This window comes from Bacillus sp. Bvel1, assembly GCF_014872755.1.
Taxonomy (GTDB): domain Bacteria; phylum Bacillota; class Bacilli; order Bacillales; family Bacillaceae; genus Bacillus; species Bacillus velezensis.
Genome location: NZ_JAAOBZ010000004.1, coordinates 117,154 through 132,694, shown reverse-complemented (window position 1 = coordinate 132,694; position 15,541 = coordinate 117,154). Strand labels below are relative to the sequence as shown.

Here is a 15,541-nt window from a genome sequence, read left to right as displayed (position 1 = left end):
AGACTCTTTTATACAAAACTAGTATAATTAACCTGTCTGTCTTCATGACTATTGAATTAATCATTATAACAACAGGGGGTAAACCAGATGTCCATCAAAAAAATGAGCGCCGTGTTTTTCATACTGCTTCTCACGGCATTTACCGCCGCATGCAGCAGCGAAACGAGCGGCGGCCAGGAAAGCAGCACGGCGAAAGTGAAAATAAAAGAGACGGCATGGGCCGCTTCAGACGATACTGAACATCCGGCCGCGCTGAAAGTAACGGTCACCGTCAAAAATACGGGCAAAGACCCGCTTACCGTCAAAAGCAGCGACTTCTCGCTTTATCAGGATGACGCGAAAACAGCGGCGGCCGATAAGGATGACCAGATGCAGAGCGGCACGCTTCATGCGGGCAAGACAGTGACGGGCAATCTGTACTTCACGGCTGACGAAGGCAAATCATATGAATTGGTATATCAGCCGCAGGCAAAAGACGCGAAGCCTTTATCTTATAAACTGAAAGTCAAAGGCACAGCCTCAAACGCAAAACCTGACCCGGCGGACGCATTATCCGCATACATTGATGTGATGCTGTACGGCAAGCACAATAAAGATTTCACCCGCCTGACCGGTGTAAATGAAAAAATGACGGCCGCCGCATATCAGGAATCGGCGAAAGCCAGCTTTATCGCTTCTGCAGGCATTTCACAAGAACAGGCGGATTCAAAAGCCATTTCCGCTATTATTGACGCCATGTCATCAGCGCTTCGGGATAACACAGAGCTCAAGGTGCATACCAAATCCATGTCAGGCAAAAAAGCCGTCCTTGAAGCAAAAGTGACGCCGCTTGATATGTCTCCGCTCGCGGGCCAGCTGCAAGACCGCGTGCAAGACTATGCCGGAAAGCACCCCGATGCTGATGAAAACGAAATTGTCAGCCACCTGCTTTCTGTCTATCCGGAAGAGTTTATGCGCCTGAAACCGGCTTCTTCTTCCGTAACAAGAGAAATCGAGATGAAGAAAAACGCCCGCGGCCAGTGGTATCTGGATACAGACGCCGATCTGGAAGGATTGACAGAAGCGTTTTTAAAAACGTCCTGACAGCAAGAAAGGAAATAGCGCAGGCTATTTCCTTTTTTTATTTTCACTTGAAGATGTCACTGATATATTGAACCTCATCCTCGGTCAATTGCACATCAAGCGCGCCCAGATTGTGTTTCAGCTGGCCGGGGCGTTTGGCTCCGGGAATGATCGCATCCACCGCCGGCTGCGACAGAAGCCACGCGAGTGCGATATGCGCTGTCTGCGCCCCTTTTTCTTCCGCAACGGCCCGAAGCTTATCCACTCGCTCCAGGTTTTGGTGAAAAGCTTCTCCCTGAAACGGCGGCCTGTTTTTTCGGCTGTCCTCAAAGACTGTGTCTTTTGTAAACTTTCCCGTCAGCAAGCCGGAAGCAAGCGGAAAATAAGGAATAAAAGAAATACCGTTCTTTTCACAATAAGGCAGCAGATCATGCTCCGCCTCACGCTGAATCAGTGAATATTCTGATTGAAAAACCTCTAAATAACCGTCGGCGTTAAACTCCTGCAATTGCCCGAAGCTGAGATTGGACGCGCCGATTGCTCTGATTTTCCCTTCGTCCTTCAGTTCTTTTAGCGTGCCCGCCACTTCGGAGAGCGGTGTTTTGCCGTCAGGGAAGTGGACGTAATACAAATCAATCACGTCTGTTTTCAGCCGCTTCAGGCTGTTTTCCGCCTCATTACGGAGAAATTCACGGCTGTTGTCCAGCTCGATTTGTCCGTTGACCTCTTTGTGCGCGCCTTTTGACGCAATCACGAGGCTGTCCCGCACGCCGCGCTCTGCGACAACTTCACCGATTAACTCTTCGGAACGCCCCAAACCGTATATAAACGCCGTATCAATAAAATTGACGCCGCCGTCCAACGCTGTGCGGATGAGTTCTTTTCCCGTTTCATCATTAAGATTCGGAAATAGATTATGTCCTCCGACCGCATTAGCGCCAAAGCCGATACGCTTTACCCGTAAATCCGTCCTGCCCAGCGTACGTGTCTCATCCATGGCTCAGGCTCCCTTCCTTTTATCGCTCTGTTTAGTATTAGATAACCGGTAAGAATTATCCTGCCCCGAGAGCATTTCTGCAGAAAAAACCTTGAAAAGCATGTGCCCTTCAAGGTTTTTTGGCTGTGTATTAAGATGTCAGAGCTGCGGCGAAGCGTTCGGCTTCATCTGTGAGAGCACCCTCGATTTCCTTATAGCGGCTGGAAATCGTTGAGGCGCTGACGCCGTACTTCTTCGCCAGCTTAGCCTGAGAAACGGACGCGCCGTTCAGAGAAATACTGTTTACGTAATATTCGACCGCCGCCGCGAAAGCTTCCGGCTTTCTGATCGTCGGTGTTTTTTTGACACAGAACGTTTTCCACAGGTCAATAACGGCCGGAACCAGCTCAGCCGGGTATTCATCCCCGCTCAGGCCTTTTTCAATGGCGTCCGCCGTTTCCTTCTCCATGTCGTTCGCCCACTCCGTCTGTTTTTCTTCAGCAGCCTGCTCAGGCTCTTCCGCCGTTCCTAAAAGAGCGGCCAGCACAGTGTCGAAGTCCTCCTGCATAAAGCGCTCAGGCGATTTTCCTTCCGCAAGGGCCGGGGCAGCCGCCTTTTTCACTTTGCTGATTAGAGCTTCGGTCCGCTTCACAGGGAAGATCGTAAACTGCATGAAGAACTCCGCTTTTTCCGCTTCGTGGATCGGATAGCCGAGAATCAGGCTTCCCGCCGGCGGAAGATCCTGCTGGCTGACGTCCATTTCCACTTTGAATTGTTTCTTTGTCATCACATCTTCAAAGTGAATCATTCCTTCTTTCACATCTTCAAGCACCATAACCGCTGGTGTCATGCTTTTCCATGATTCAACGATTTCCCGTGTTTTCGGACGGTTGATGCCGCCGGCTTTTTTCTGAAGATATTCTTCAAAAATCGTCTTGCCGCCTGCCAGCGGACGGAAGAAAATTCCCCAGATACCGAGGTTGAAGACTCCGATGTCTTTAGTCTGTCTGTCCAGCTCCGTAATGAACTCATGCTGGTTAATAAATGATGATATGCCGTCTCTATGTGCTGTAAAGGCGTACTCCATTAAGCTTTCCTGAATCTGTTTCGCTTCTTTTGCCGCGATGTCTGCCGGAATGGCAGCTTCTTTGCTTCCGCAGCATTTTTTATATTTCTTCCCGCTGCCGCATGGGCAAGGGGCATTTCTTTTCACTTTTCCCACAATAAACCCTCCGAATTCTGATATAACTTTATTATTTTAACAAAAATAACTTCAGAGGGCTTGGTTTACGGCGAAAAAAGAATATGGAAGAAAAAAAGACCCCGGGATATTCTCATTCTCCGGGGCTTTGAAACTGTTAATTTGTATTTTGTCCGCCGCCGTTCAGACCTTCTTTAATCAGCCCGTTTACTTGGCTGTTCATCAAAAGTCCGATGTGTCCGACACCGTGAATCTGCACGTTTTTCCCGCCGATCAGTCGTGACAGCGGGTTCAGAACGATCAAGTCCGCTGAGCTGTAAATCGATGTATATAAAATCTTTTGGTTCGGATCAGTCCCCGGAAGCGCCCGGTTGGTCACAAGGCCGTTCGCTCCGCCGAGTGTGACGACGTTGGCGATTTTGTCTCCGCCGTCAAGATTTTTAATGTAATAGAGCGTGTTAGCGCCGCCCATACTGTGCGCGACGATATCGACTTTTTTCGCACCTGTTTCGCTGAGCACTTTTTTCACGTAATTGGACAGTCTCGGCGCATTGTGTCTGTTGTTTCCGGTTTTGTCTAAGAAATCAATAGCGTACATCTCTTTTCTTGACCAGCCTTGGGATGCCAAGTATGTTTTAATTCCCGCGAAGTTAAAGGACGCCCCGCCGATTCCGTGAACCATGACAACAGGGTTATGCCCTGAGGAGGCTTTCGATACGGTCGGCTGGAAGGCAAATACGGAAATGACGGACAGCATACAAACTGTAAGGATGACTAGGATTTTGCTTTTTATATGTTTCATGAACTTTCCTCCTGCTATGTAATATTTTTGCAGTTTTCATTCTATTAGAGAAGAAAAGGAAAAAATAGTGTATTTTTTACTGTTTTCAACAATTAAAAAAGAGCGGAAAAATGAGAAAGACGCCCCTTTCCCGAAAGCACGCTTATGCTTTAATACGGCATACCGACAAAGGAGAGAACACCCGGTTCTCTACTCCTAGTACTCATTGAAATAGGTTTGAATCCGCTTAGGATCATGCGTTTTTGTCAGCGCGAGCATGAGAAGAATCCGCGCTTTTTGAGGGTTGAGAGAGTTTGAAGCTGTCAAATGGTCTTTTTCATACTCTCGATTCGGTGTTACCGCCCCGTTTCCCGTCCTTGTGGAGCGGACGACCGCCAGCCCGCTTTTGACCGACTTTACAGCGCCTTTTAGCGCCGCATCAGACATTGAGCCGTTTCCCGGGGCTGCAAAAATAATGCCTTGCGCCCCTGATTTTGCGGCGGCTTCAAAGAGATAGCTTCCGTCATTTTGATAGCCGTATATAATATCGACCTGCGGCAGTTTATCAAGTTTATCTATCTTGAAATCTGTATCCTTCGTATGCTTTCGGGTCATGATGTTATTAAAATAGACGTCATCAGCAATTGTTCCGATATAACCCATTTCTTCCGATTTGAAAGTGTCGGTCGCGGTTGTATTGGTTTTTGTCACATAACGCGCCGAAGCGATTCTGTCATTTAATACGACAAGCGTCCCCTTGCCTTTCGCCTCAGGCGCAGCCGCTGTTTTTACCGCGTTATATAAGTTGGACGGCCCGTCCGCTCCGATCGCCGTGGACGGCCGCATTGACCCGGCGACAACAACGGGTTTGTCACTCTTGACCGTCAGATTGAGAAAGTAGGCGGTTTCCTCAAGTGTGTCTGTTCCATGTGTAATGACAATGCCGTCTGTATCATCAGACTTGAGCAGCTTGTTTACCCGTTTTGCAAGTTTCAGCAGTGTCTCGTTATTCATATTCTGGCTGCCGATATTCACAACCTGTTCTCCGCTCACATGCGCGGCCTCTTTTATCTCCGGAACGGCCTGAATCAGGGCACCAACTCCGATTGCCCCCGCCCTGTACTCCGTAGCGGACGTCTTTGAAGGAGCAGCGCCTGCAATTGTGCCGCCGGTGGCAAGAATTTTAATATTCGGAAGTCCGTCTTTTTTCGCAGAGGCTGCGGCTGCCATCTGGGGCGGTGTTTCTTTCGTTTGAGGAGATTGGGAGCAGCCGGCCGCGATGAAGAGCAGAGCCGTGATAAATGTAATGAAGGGCATGAATTGTTTTTTCATTCTTTTCTCTCCTTTTCTTTATTTATGATGATTTTCCTCTCACCGGTCAACGCGCTTGTCAGGCATTCTTCCGAAGAAAATAACCGTTAAAAAACCTTGACACCGTCATGCGAAATCAAGATAATAGACCAGTCACTATATTTTAAATTTGTCACAAATCAGTAAGGTGGGAACATTATGAGCTATGGAGATTCTCGTGAAAAAATCCTCGCCGCAGCAACCAGGCTGTTTCAGCTTCAGGGGTATTACGGCACGGGACTGAATCAGATTATTAAAGAAAGCGGTGCGCCGAAAGGTTCTCTTTACTATCATTTTCCGGACGGCAAAGAGCAGCTCGCCATTGAGGCTGTCAATGAAATGAGCCATTATATCCGTATGAAAATAAAAGAAAGCCTTGATGCCCATCCTGATCCGGCGGAAAGCATTCAAGCGTTTTTACAGGACTTATCACGGCAATTCACATGTCCGGAGAACTTTGAAGGGTTTCCTGTCGGTTTACTGGCTGCCGAGACTGCTTTAAAGAGCGAAAAGCTCCGGCAGGCCTGTCAAAACGCTTATCAGGAATGGGAGAATCTGTTCGCGGGCAAATTAAGATCAGCCGGTTTTTCTGATGAGAAAGCGGCGGAAATCAGCACTGTTCTAAATGCCATGATAGAAGGCGGCATCATTGTGTCCTTAGCCAAAAAAGACAAAATGCCGATCCTCCATATTTCTAAACAAATCCCCAACCTGCTGAAGACATAAAATACGAGAGACATGTACGTATAGAAAGAGAGGAGAATGATTTTGGAAAACGCTCAGCCTTCCAAACAATATAAAGTCATGCCGATCATGATTTCTTTGCTGACGGCAGGGTTTATCGGCATGTTCAGTGAAACGGCGCTGAATATCGCCCTGACTGATCTGATGAAGGAGCTACATATCACTCCTGCGACCGTCCAGTGGCTGACGACGGGCTATCTGCTCGTTCTCGGTATTCTTGTGCCGGTATCGGGTCTGCTTTTGCAATGGTTTACGACGAGACAGCTGTTCATCGTTTCACTCGCTTTTTCCATTATCGGCACGCTGATTGCAGCGCTTGCGCCGAGCTTTCCGTTTCTTTTGGCGGCAAGAATCGTGCAGGCTTTAGGAACCGGACTGCTGCTGCCGCTGATGTTTAATACAATCCTCGTCATCTTCCCGCCGCATAAGCGCGGAGCGGCGATGGGGACGATCGGGCTTGTCATTATGTTCGCTCCTGCGATCGGTCCGACATTTTCAGGGCTTGTGCTAGAGCATTTGAACTGGCATTGGATTTTCTGGATTTCCCTGCCGTTTCTTGTGTTGGCTCTTTTATTCGGCATCGCCTACATGCAGAACGTGTCTGACATTACAAAACCGAAAATTGACGTGCTTTCCATTATTCTGTCTACGATCGGGTTCGGCGGCATCGTATTCGGATTCAGCAATGCAGGCGAAGGATCAGACGGCTGGTCAAGCCCGACGGTTATCGGTTCGCTCACTGTCGGCGCGATCGCGCTCATCTTATTTTCCATCAGGCAGCTGACAATGAAGCAGCCGATGATGAATCTGCGCGCTTTCCGCTATCCGATGTTTGTTCTCGGTGTCGTGATTGTGTTTATCTGTATGATGGTTATCTTATCGACAATGCTCCTATTGCCTATGTATTTACAAAGCGGACTGATGCTGACGGCGTTTACGTCCGGGCTCATCCTGCTGCCGGGCGGTATTTTAAACGGCTTTATGTCTCCGGTGACGGGGCGTCTGTTTGATAAATACGGGCCGAAGTGGCTTGTCATTCCCGGGTTTGTCATCACGGCAACTGTGCTTTCGTTTTTCTCAAACATTAACGGCGCTTCTACGGCGCTTCTGATTGTCGCGCTTCATACATGCCTGATGATCGGCATTTCCATGATCATGATGCCGGCGCAAACGAACGGCTTAAATCAGCTGCCGCCGGAATTTTACCCGGACGGAACAGCCATTATGAATACGCTCCAGCAGATGGCCGGCGCAATCGGCACTGCGGTGGCGGTCAGCATCATGGCTGCCGGCCAGAAGAATTATATGAGCACCGCGAAAAACCCGGATGATCCTTCCGCATACTCTCACGCGCTGATTGCGGGCGTCCAGCACGCCTTTATCTTTGCGATGATTGTCGCCGTTATCGGCTTGATCAGCGCTTTCTTTATGAAACGGGTCAAAGTGAATCATTCATAAGAAAACAGCAGGCTCCCCGTGAGTCTGCTGTATTTTTATATACCGCGCGCTTCAGCCAGTTCATCAATCGCATAAGTCAGATCGTCAGCCGTGTTATAGAAATGAGGCGCCAGCCGGATGATTTGTCCGCTGGGTGCGCATACGATGTTTTTCCGCCTCAACAGCGCAGCCGTTTCCGCCGCTTTTTCATCCCGTATGGAAATCATGCCGGGTCTGTCATCGGCAGACTGCGGCCCTGTGAGGTTCAGTCCTTTTTCAGAAGCGTATTCATACGCAAATGCGCTGAGTTTTTTTACTTCTTGGTGAATGCGGTCTGTACCGGCATCGTTTAATAGAGATAAAGCCGCCTGTGCCGCATATATGCTGATAAATGCCGGGGTTCCGGTCTCAAAGCGTTTGGCTCCGTCCGCATAAGAAAAACGGGTTAAATCCGGCATCGACGCCCGCTGCTGCCCGAACCATCCGGTGACTTTCGGCTTCAGCCGTTCGGCAAGTTCCTTTCTGACATAAAGAAACGCCGTTCCCGGTATGCCGAGCATATACTTTCTCGCACCCGCGGCCAGCATATCAACTCCCCATTCTTTTACATCAATCGGGATGTGCCCCGCCGATTGATAAGCATCGACAAAAAGAAACGATCCCTTCTTTGCGGATATCTCGGCAATGCGCTTTATATCCTGGACAAAACCCGACGTATATGACACATGGGGCACACAGGTGAAAAGCGTCTGCTCCGATATGTACGTCTCATACCGCTCTAACGGGATCATTCCATCTTCAGACGGCACGACTGAAAGCTCCATCTCAGTCTGTGCCTTCAAAATGTGGGCGATCGCCGGAAAATCCAATTCCGTATACACCGCCTGTTTCATTCGGCAATCCGGTAAAGCAGAAACGACGGCAGAGACAGCAGCCGTTACTGAAGGTAAAACGGCGATTTCTTCAGGATGGGCGCCGATCAATTTCGCAAATTCACACCTTGCCTGCTCCGTACGTCCAATGGCTTCTTCCCAGTTTCCGCCATGCTGAAGCAGGCTTTCCTGATAGTCATTGACCGCTTTTGAAACCGGCAGGGCAAGAGCGCTTTGAGAGCAGCTGGCGAGCATCGTATGTGTGCGGAGCGCCGGAAATAAAGATCGGTATTGCACCAGAGGCGAATTCAAGACATGTTTCCCCCTTCGGCAGGAATATATGTCCATTATAGAGTATGGTAAAAAGAAAAGGAGGGTTTTATATGGAGAAAAAAGTATTACTGACAGGCTTTGACCCCTTCGGCGGGGAAACGGTCAATCCTTCATGGGAAGCGGTCAAACGGCTGGACGGTTCCCATGAAGGCCCTGCCTCAATCGTATCCGAACAAGTGCCGACCGTTTTTTATAAGTCTCTTGCCGTGCTGCGCGATGCGGTCAAAAAGCATCAGCCTGACATTATCATCTGTGTCGGCCAGGCAGGCGGCAGAATGCAGATCACGCCGGAACGGGTCGCGATCAATCTGAATGAGGCGCGCATACCGGATAACGAAGGAAACCAGCCTGTCGGGGAAAACATTTCTCAAGACGGTCCCGCGGCCTATTGGACCGGCCTTCCGATCAAACGGATCGTTGAGGAAATCAAAAAGGAAGGCATTCCCGCGGCTGTATCCTACACGGCGGGGACGTTTGTATGCAATCATCTCTTTTACGGGCTGATGGATGAAATCGCCCGCCATCATCCGCACATCCGCGGCGGGTTTATACACATTCCGTACATTCCGGAGCAAACCTTGCAGAAGTCTGCGCCGAGCCTCAGCCTGGATCTCGTGACAAAAGCGCTCAAAATCGCCGCGGTGACCGCCGCGGCGCATGAGGACGATATTGAGACCGGCGGAGGCGAACTTCACTAAGCTGCAGACGCCGCCTCGGCCCATTTCTTCCGGTAAACGATGCGGGACAGCGTCACACTGATTTCATAGAGGACGAGCAGCGGAATCATGACGAGAAAGTCAGACATAAAATCCGGAGGCGTAATCAGCACCGAGACGACGATCAGCAAAAAATACGAAAGCTTCCGCGCCTTTGCCAGCCGGGTTGGATTCACGATTCCGAGCCGTGTCAGAAACATGACGGCCAGAGGCATTTCAAACAAAAATCCGAACGGCAATGTAAGATTCAGCATAAAGGTAAAATACTTGTCCGCCGTAAATACCATGTCAAAATGGCCGGCGGATAATTGTGTTAAAAATCCGAGCACAATCGGAAACAGCACAAAATACCCGAAGGAAATTCCGATAATAAACAAAAGCGAAAGCCCCGGAATGTAAAGCAAAGCGGCGCGGCGTTCGAACGGGGTCAAAGCCGGCGCCGTAAAACGCCAGAGCTGAAAGGTCGCAACCGGAATCGCTGCCGTAAGGGCGCATATTCCCGCAATCATCATATACACCCATAAAATCTCGCTCGGCCCTAAAACGGCCAGCCTGCCATGCAAATCCTTGATCAGCCAGTCATAAATATCCTGCACAAACCAGCAGGCGCCGATAAAAAACACGAGAAAGGCGATAACGGTTTTAATGAGACGCTGCCGGACTTCCTCTAAATGCCCGATCAAGTGGGTTTCTTTTTTATCCAATCGTACATCCTCCTTATAGAGAAAGAGGCAGAAGCGGATTCGTCTGCCCCCATGTCAGGATTCAGCCTGCCGTTTTGTCTTTCTCAGCCGTCTGCTTGTCCGGCTCTTCATTTGAGACCAATGTTTTTGCGGCGCTTTTAAATTCAAGCAGCGTGCGGCCGGCGGCACGGCCGATTTCCGGAAGTTTTGAAGGTCCGAAAATGATGAGAGCGATGACGAAAATCAGGATCAACCCGGGAATGCCGATATTTGAAAACATGAGTGTGCCTCCTTATTGTGAGATTTTGGCCCGTTTCTTTCTCATTTGCTTTTCATGCGCATTGTTATGGGCGAAGAAACGATCCTCTTCCACCTCGTTTGACTGCTTTAAACCGCCTGCAACCGCCGCTTGAGAGACCTTCCGAATCCCCGTCTGGTCTTTCTGATAAATGAATGAAGCCCGCGTGGATACCTCAGCCCCCGGCTCCGTCACGTACGGCACCACTCTGTAATCCGCTCTCCATTGGGCAGGAGTCACCGTACAGCGGACATAGCCGCGGTAATCGTTGAAAAACTTAATATGCGGGTTTTGTTTTAAGATCTGATCCGTATCGGCCCGTTTATCCGCCCCGTTTCCTCCAGATGTAATGGAGGTCCCGACGAATTCGGCCCCGAAAATTTTTGAATTCGTTTGATTAAAATCGGTATGCAGGTTTGACGCCCAGCTTGCATGAACATCACCCGTCAGCACGATAACATTGTTCAGGTTTTTGCTTTTTATAAAATTGATGACCCGCTCCCGCTGAGCCGGGTAGCCGTCCCATGAATCCATGCTGTATATCGGATTGGCGGTTGTTCCGAAATTCCATTGCGCGAAAAAGATTTGCTGCGCCAGCACATTCCACTTCGCTTTTGAGGCGGCTAAATTTCCGAAGAGCCATTGCTCCTGCTCTGTCCCCATCAATGTGCGCTTCGGGTCTCTCCACTCATCAGAAGGCGGCTTATTCCCGTCGCCGTTGGCCTGATCATCTCTGTACTGTCTTGTATCAAGCACATTGAACGATGCTAAATTGCCATAAGAAAATTGCCTGTACAGCCGCATATCAGGACCGTTCGGCAATGACATGCGCCTGAGCGGCATGTGTTCATAATAAGCCTGATAAGCTGCGGCCCTCCTGAGCACAAACGCTTCAACGGATTGGCCTTTTTCAGGGATAACATTGGCATAATTGTTTTCCACCTCATGATCGTCCCACGTCACGACCCACGGAAATGCGGCGTGGGCGGCTTTCAGATTGGCATCAGAGCGGTATTGGGCGTGACGGTTGCGGTAATCTGACAGTGTGTACACTTCGGCGCTGCTGTGCGTCCTGACATTTCCCGTTTTTGACACATATTCGTTCGGTCCGTATTCATAAATGTAATCTCCGAGATGGAATACGAGATCAAGCTTTTCCTTCGCCATATGTTTATACGCCGTATAATAGCCGTGTTCATACTGCTGGCATGAGGCAAATGCAAACGTCATGGCCGATACGTCAGCGCCGGGAGCGGGCAGCGTTTTCGTCCGGCCGACGGGACTGAGCTCATGCCCGCTTTTAAACCGGTAATAGTATACTTTATTGGGCTTGAGCCCGTCCGCCTCGACATGGACAGAGTGTCCGAGATTCGGCTTGGCCATTTCCGTTCCGCGTTTGACGATGTGACGGAAATGTTCATCTGCGGCGATTTCCCATTTTACCGGCACGGCCTGCTTCGGCATGCCGCCCCCATTCAGCGGGTCAGGGGCAAGACGCGTCCAGAGAATGACGCTGTCAGACAGCGGGTCGCCGGAAGCTACGCCGAGGGTGAACGGATAGTTTGAAAATTTCGGAGCGGCATTCACTTCAAACGCGCCGATGGATTGCGCGATCGCTAACCCGAGGGAAAGACCGGCGATTTTCCCGGCGCCCTGTATAAATGCGCGGCGGTCAAACGTATTGTTCTGAAAGCTTTTGTTCTCCAATTCCTTGATCCATTCATCTAAACGGCCGTCATGTGTCATGTCAGTTCCCCTTTCGTCTCATTGATCGCCCTTATTATAAAAAAGAAATGTTAAACCGCTATGAAGAAGTGTGAAGGGTTTGTAAGGCTGAAAAATGAACGGCGGGAGACATTTTTCACATTGTTTCGACAAACCTTGCCCCGCCGGAAGAAAACCCCCTCTGTTTCTTTTTGGCTTGTCATCCGTCAAGCGCACTTTTTTCCTATTTTTCTTCACAAAACATTAAAAAAACACCGTTCATTTTAAGAACGGTGCCCCCGGGATTAAAATGTATTGTACACGTTTTCGCACGTCTCACCTGTCGGCTGATAGAAGCAGTGGGATCTGAATCTGGCGACAAACGGCTGGCCATACCAAGTCTGCGGGCAGTTGCCCGGCGGCTTAAAGTACCACAGACTGAACTTAGCCGGCCAAAACCGTTCTCCGTTAATGTTCCTGCGGGCAAGCCTCCGCTCGGATTCACGCGGTCTCTGGTAAAAGTATCCGTGAGTCACCGCTTCAAACGCGTGCGGCTGAAACACCATCTGCCTGATGGTGCGCAGGCCTTTAAAATCAGAACAATTCGCCCGCACCCGATTGATTCCCACATTGCCGACCAAAAGCATTCCCTGCTTCCCTTCGCCTTCCGCTTCCGCCCTGAGCAGCCTTGCCATTAGATCGACATCGGCGCTCGACGCTTTTACGACTGCCATCATGACACCTCCCGTATTTTCTCCTTTCATCATATTCAGCAGCGGCCCAGTGATGACAGCCAAAAGCCAGAAAACAAATGTTCACGAAAAAAGGGTTTATATTTCACGTTATGAGGAAACATACTAACATGATTTCCATAAGGAGGAATTCGCATGGAACACATTAAAGCGCTTGCCATTAAAGGCATTATGACCATCATTATTCTGTATCTGATACTCGGCTTAGGTTTTCGCTTTACATTCGGTGACGTGCTGCTGATGACCATTGTGCTGGGAGCCGTTTCCTACTTTACGGGCGACCTGTACGTGCTTCCGAGATGGAATAATATCACGGCGGCGTCCGCTGATTTCGGAATCGCGTTTCTTGTTGTCTGGCTGATGGGAATGCCGCTGTCCATGGGCATTTCCGGAGGAAGACTGGCGTTTGCCGCTCTCATTTCCGCCGTCATCATCGCCGTCGGAGAATATTTTTTCCATATCTATCTGATGAGAAAAGACTTGGGAGGGTCCCGTTTTTTAGAACCCCGGTCCGAATAATGTAAAAAAGGCCGGATAACGGCCTTCAGCTTGTAGAGAAAATGATGTTTTTTCTGCAAGCTTTTTTGTTTTTTCCTGTTTCTTTTCATATTCATCTATTTTAGGTGGAGAAAAAGCACTCCCGCATTGTAAAGTATAAACGCTTTATACATCTTGATATAACTGATAAACCCTTTTCAGCCTTTTTTCGAGCTGTTCAAAATGAACAAAGCGGGCTTCTCTCAGAAACTCAGTCCCATCAATGAACAAAAGAAGCACGGGGATAGTGAAGACTGAAAATCTGCCGGCAACCTCTTCTACCTCGTCAGCGTCGGTATGCCCCAATTTGATATTCGGAAACTGATCCAAAACTTTTCTGAGCTGCGGCAGAACAGCGTGACATACTGTACAGGCAGGTCTTGAAATGTAGATAAAACTGAATTGATGCTGCTTAATAAAATTCTCGATAGAATCTAATGAATGTAAGTCTGTCAGCTCTTTCATCAAAACCCTCCTTCAAATCGGCTCGTCTTTCATGACCAAGCTCATCAATACTCGTACATTCACTATACACATTTATATTGATCATATCCGCTTTTTTGCGATTCAGAGCACCTTAACGTCGTGTTTGAAAAATAAAAGAACAGTTACCGCTTTTCAGTAACTGTTCTTAGATACTTATATTAAAAATGCAAAGCGTAAGCTCCTGAACCGATGAGTGCAACTCCGATGGAGACTGCAATCAGCACCAAGTTATATTCAAAACCGCCGGCACCGTTCGCAAACCCTTTCGCTCCATGAACTTTTACAATGGCACCTAACATAATGATCGTTATGATAGCAGCTCCAAGCGGGAGGAATACACCTAAAATAAATAAAATTCCGCTTGCGAGTTCCCCGAGACCTGATAAAGCGGCCGCGGCATTGCCTGGTTTAACTCCAATTGACTCAAACCATTGTCCGGTTCCTTTAATCCCGTATCCGCCAAACCAGCCGAATAATTTTTGTGATCCATAAAACAGAAACACCACACCAATCATGATTCGAATAAGTAATAGTCCTGCATCTTCCATTTTTATCTCTCCTCATCTTTGATTTCATCTGATTCTTTGCTGGACGGTACCATCCAGCAATCATCAATTGACTATATGTTTCTTTATTTTTTATGTGTCAAATCAATCTAATTCTCTTACTTCAAACGGCAGCAGCCCTTGTTCAATTTGTGCCCGGTGCGGTTCATACTGCTCAGGGAGCATCAATTTTCCGCCCATTGTTTCTTGTGACTCATCATGGGCAAAGCCCGGCGGATCAGTTGCGATCTCAAATAAGATTTCCCCATGTTCTCTGAAGTAAACCGCATTAAAATAGTTTCTATCCTGAACAGGAGTCACACCATATCCGTGCGCAGCAATGAATCTTTGCCAATCTAATTGATCTTCGTCATCCTGAGCCCGCCAAGCGATGTGATGCACTGTGCCGACACCCATTTGTCCGCGGCCGATCGGCGTTAATTTAAGATCAATCACATTCCCGATATCACCGGCAGAACGATAACGAACGAAGTCTCCTTCCTTGCCGACTCGCTCAAGCCCCATGATGTTTTCTAGCAATTCACCTGTTTTTTCAGGCTGTGCTGATAACAGGGTTGCACCGCCAAAGCCTTTAATGGCAACATCCGGGGTTACATCTCCGAAAGTCCACGTATCGGCCTCCCCTGCTTCTCTTTCCACGATTTCTAAATGCAGGCCATGCGGGTCATCAAATTCTATATATTGTTCCCCAAAACGCTCGATTTTTGTGTATGGCACGTTGAACTTTTCAAGTCTCTTTTCCCAAAACGCCATAGCACCTCTCGGCACGACGTAAGATGTCACGCCAACCTGTCCGTCTCCAATGATGCCTTGACGGGCGTCCGCCCACGGAAAGAATGTGATGATTGTTCCCGGCTTCCCGCCTTCATCCCCAAAATAAAGGTGATACGTACCCGGATCATCAAAATTGACCGTTTGCTTGACCAATCGCAGCCCCAGCACTCCAGCGTAGAAATCAGCATTCTCTTGAGGGTGGCCGACAATTGCTGTAATATGATGGATTCCCATCGTTTTTTTAGCCATTTTTATGCGCTCCTTTATAA

17 protein-coding genes are annotated in these 15,541 nt (G+C 48.8%); 5 read left to right on the top strand and 12 right to left on the bottom strand.

Annotation, left to right across the window (positions count from 1 at the left end; genetic code table 11):
* Positions 1-87: 87 nt before the first annotated feature.
* Entirely contained in the window at positions 88-1,083 is a 996-nt protein-coding gene (locus tag HAP68_RS01325; RefSeq protein ID WP_014304282.1) for a DUF5105 domain-containing protein, read from the top strand.
* Positions 1,084-1,126: 43 nt separating this feature from the next.
* Here HAP68_RS01325 and HAP68_RS01320 read toward each other — a convergent pair whose 3' ends face one another.
* The 4 genes from HAP68_RS01320 to HAP68_RS01305 form a co-directional block, all read right to left on the bottom strand.
* Complete coding sequence (locus tag HAP68_RS01320; RefSeq protein ID WP_003156667.1) at positions 1,127-2,059, bottom strand: aldo/keto reductase; 933 nt, start codon at positions 2,057-2,059, stop codon at positions 1,127-1,129.
* Positions 2,060-2,189: 130 nt separating this feature from the next.
* Complete coding sequence (locus HAP68_RS01315; protein ID WP_003156670.1) at positions 2,190-3,260, bottom strand: helix-turn-helix domain-containing protein; 1,071 nt, start codon at positions 3,258-3,260, stop codon at positions 2,190-2,192.
* A gap of 136 nt (positions 3,261-3,396) precedes the next feature.
* Complete coding sequence (estA, locus tag HAP68_RS01310; protein WP_003156672.1) at positions 3,397-4,041, bottom strand: lipase EstA; 645 nt, start codon at positions 4,039-4,041, stop codon at positions 3,397-3,399.
* 195 nt (positions 4,042-4,236) lie between these two features.
* Positions 4,237-5,352 carry a type II asparaginase gene (locus HAP68_RS01305; protein ID WP_003156675.1) on the bottom strand — a complete coding sequence of 372 codons (1,116 nt, stop codon included), beginning with the start codon at positions 5,350-5,352 and terminating at the stop codon, positions 4,237-4,239.
* Between the two features lie 177 nt (positions 5,353-5,529).
* On the opposite strand from HAP68_RS01305, the gene lmrA reads away from it, so the two are divergent.
* The gene (lmrA, locus tag HAP68_RS01300; protein WP_003156676.1) at positions 5,530-6,096 is read left to right on the top strand and encodes a transcriptional regulator LmrA; all 567 of its coding nucleotides are present in this window, start codon (positions 5,530-5,532) and stop codon (positions 6,094-6,096) included.
* Between the two features lie 36 nt (positions 6,097-6,132).
* On the top strand, positions 6,133-7,572 hold the full coding sequence (gene lmr(B) / locus HAP68_RS01295) for a lincomycin efflux MFS transporter Lmr(B) (protein WP_041482350.1): 1,440 nt from the start codon (positions 6,133-6,135) through the stop codon (positions 7,570-7,572).
* 35 nt (positions 7,573-7,607) lie between these two features.
* Here lmr(B) and HAP68_RS01290 read toward each other — a convergent pair whose 3' ends face one another.
* Positions 7,608-8,735, bottom strand: a complete 1,128-nt coding sequence (locus tag HAP68_RS01290; protein ID WP_024084856.1) for an aminotransferase class V-fold PLP-dependent enzyme — start codon at positions 8,733-8,735, stop codon at positions 7,608-7,610.
* Between the two features lie 71 nt (positions 8,736-8,806).
* Between HAP68_RS01290 and pcp the strand changes: the two genes are divergently transcribed.
* Positions 8,807-9,454, top strand: a complete 648-nt coding sequence (pcp, locus tag HAP68_RS01285; RefSeq protein ID WP_024084855.1) for a pyroglutamyl-peptidase I — start codon at positions 8,807-8,809, stop codon at positions 9,452-9,454.
* Here pcp and tatC read toward each other — a convergent pair.
* The 4 genes from tatC to HAP68_RS01265 all read right to left on the bottom strand — a co-directional run bounded on the left by tatC (position 9,451) and on the right by HAP68_RS01265 (position 12,891).
* Positions 9,451-10,176 (bottom strand): twin-arginine translocase subunit TatC, encoded by a 726-nt coding sequence (gene tatC, locus HAP68_RS01280; RefSeq protein WP_024084854.1) that lies wholly within the window; start codon positions 10,174-10,176, stop codon positions 9,451-9,453. The genes pcp and tatC overlap by 4 nt on opposite strands.
* A gap of 61 nt (positions 10,177-10,237) precedes the next feature.
* Positions 10,238-10,435, bottom strand: a complete 198-nt coding sequence (locus HAP68_RS01275; protein WP_003156681.1) for a twin-arginine translocase TatA/TatE family subunit — start codon at positions 10,433-10,435, stop codon at positions 10,238-10,240.
* Between the two features lie 12 nt (positions 10,436-10,447).
* The gene (locus HAP68_RS01270; protein ID WP_014304274.1) at positions 10,448-12,199 is read right to left on the bottom strand and encodes an alkaline phosphatase D family protein; all 1,752 of its coding nucleotides are present in this window, start codon (positions 12,197-12,199) and stop codon (positions 10,448-10,450) included.
* A gap of 263 nt (positions 12,200-12,462) precedes the next feature.
* Positions 12,463-12,891 (bottom strand): cell wall hydrolase, encoded by a 429-nt coding sequence (locus HAP68_RS01265; protein ID WP_003156683.1) that lies wholly within the window; start codon positions 12,889-12,891, stop codon positions 12,463-12,465.
* Positions 12,892-13,044: 153 nt separating this feature from the next.
* Here HAP68_RS01265 and HAP68_RS01260 point away from each other — a divergent pair, with 153 nt between their 5' ends.
* A complete protein-coding gene (locus HAP68_RS01260; RefSeq protein WP_003156684.1) occupies positions 13,045-13,428 on the top strand; it encodes a DUF2512 family protein in 384 nt (127 codons plus the stop codon).
* A 144-nt stretch (positions 13,429-13,572) separates the two neighbouring features.
* Here HAP68_RS01260 and HAP68_RS01255 read toward each other — a convergent pair whose 3' ends face one another.
* The 3 genes from HAP68_RS01255 to HAP68_RS01245 form a co-directional block, all read right to left on the bottom strand.
* Positions 13,573-13,911, bottom strand: coding sequence for a thioredoxin family protein (locus HAP68_RS01255; protein WP_024084853.1), 339 nt, complete (start codon positions 13,909-13,911; stop codon positions 13,573-13,575).
* 179 nt (positions 13,912-14,090) lie between these two features.
* Positions 14,091-14,480, bottom strand: coding sequence for a DoxX family protein (locus HAP68_RS01250; protein WP_007609195.1), 390 nt, complete (start codon positions 14,478-14,480; stop codon positions 14,091-14,093).
* A 102-nt stretch (positions 14,481-14,582) separates the two neighbouring features.
* Positions 14,583-15,521, bottom strand: a complete 939-nt coding sequence (locus tag HAP68_RS01245; protein WP_024084852.1) for a ring-cleaving dioxygenase — start codon at positions 15,519-15,521, stop codon at positions 14,583-14,585.
* Between the last annotated feature and the right edge of the window lie 20 nt (positions 15,522-15,541).

Bases quoted from the DNA above. Each gene is read 5' to 3' on its own strand.
- HAP68_RS01325 (WP_014304282.1), top strand. From the start codon at position 88: ATGTCCATCAAAAAAATGAGCGCCGTGTTTTTCATACTGCTTCTCACG.
- HAP68_RS01320 (WP_003156667.1), bottom strand. From the start codon at position 2,059: ATGGATGAGACACGTACGCTGGGCAGGACGGATTTACGGGTAAAGCGT.
- estA (WP_003156672.1), bottom strand. From the start codon at position 4,041: ATGAAACATATAAAAAGCAAAATCCTAGTCATCCTTACAGTTTGTATG.
- HAP68_RS01305 (WP_003156675.1), bottom strand. From the start codon at position 5,352: ATGAAAAAACAATTCATGCCCTTCATTACATTTATCACGGCTCTGCTC.
- lmrA (WP_003156676.1), top strand. From the start codon at position 5,530: ATGAGCTATGGAGATTCTCGTGAAAAAATCCTCGCCGCAGCAACCAGG.
- pcp (WP_024084855.1), top strand. From the start codon at position 8,807: ATGGAGAAAAAAGTATTACTGACAGGCTTTGACCCCTTCGGCGGGGAA.
- HAP68_RS01275 (WP_003156681.1), bottom strand. From the start codon at position 10,435: ATGTTTTCAAATATCGGCATTCCCGGGTTGATCCTGATTTTCGTCATC.
- HAP68_RS01270 (WP_014304274.1), bottom strand. From the start codon at position 12,199: ATGACACATGACGGCCGTTTAGATGAATGGATCAAGGAATTGGAGAAC.
- HAP68_RS01265 (WP_003156683.1), bottom strand. From the start codon at position 12,891: ATGGCAGTCGTAAAAGCGTCGAGCGCCGATGTCGATCTAATGGCAAGG.
- HAP68_RS01260 (WP_003156684.1), top strand. From the start codon at position 13,045: ATGGAACACATTAAAGCGCTTGCCATTAAAGGCATTATGACCATCATT.
- HAP68_RS01255 (WP_024084853.1), bottom strand. From the start codon at position 13,911: ATGAAAGAGCTGACAGACTTACATTCATTAGATTCTATCGAGAATTTT.
- HAP68_RS01250 (WP_007609195.1), bottom strand. From the start codon at position 14,480: ATGGAAGATGCAGGACTATTACTTATTCGAATCATGATTGGTGTGGTG.
- HAP68_RS01245 (WP_024084852.1), bottom strand. From the start codon at position 15,521: ATGGCTAAAAAAACGATGGGAATCCATCATATTACAGCAATTGTCGGC.